General features: G+C 43.3%; 1 protein-coding gene. It reads right to left on the reverse strand.

The genetic code is table 11. The features are described 5' to 3' along the window. Nucleotides 1-471, reverse strand: a 471-nt coding sequence (locus A596_RS23270) for a terminase large subunit domain-containing protein (protein ID WP_039918859.1), incomplete at both ends; no start/stop codon positions are given.

Genomic DNA, 471 nt, shown 5'->3' on the forward strand with positions numbered 1-471 from the left:
GACCGACTGCGTATCGTCGACAAATTCACACATCAATAAGTTGTCGAATTCGTCGTCACTGTATTCAAGGCGCAATTCATCAAGGTCAAATAAATCACAGCCGCCCCTGATTGCATCCTCCACAGTCACAATCTGACGCCATTGGCGATCCTCACATAAGCGACCTTTTGCTAGTGCCTCATGCGAAACATCAAAGGTAATACGTTGATCTTTAGGGCGCTTCTTATTGAATAAATCGCCAGTCCAAAAATCGTATGCCTCATGAGTGATACTGGATGGAGTGGAAAAATACGTTTGCTTCCACTTCTTATGCATCGCCATACCGCTGGTGACTTTTCTGAATACCAAAAACTTTGGTATCCAGAAATATTCATCCAGATAGGTATCACCGTGATAACCTTGTGCTGTGTTTGCGTTAGTACCGAGAAAATAAAGCTCTGCACCATTTGGCAAAATAATCGGATCGCCTTT

The sequence above is a fragment of the Cellvibrio mixtus subsp. mixtus J3-8 genome, from assembly GCF_000766945.1.
GTDB classification, from domain to species: Bacteria; Pseudomonadota; Gammaproteobacteria; order Pseudomonadales; family Cellvibrionaceae; genus Cellvibrio; species Cellvibrio mixtus_A.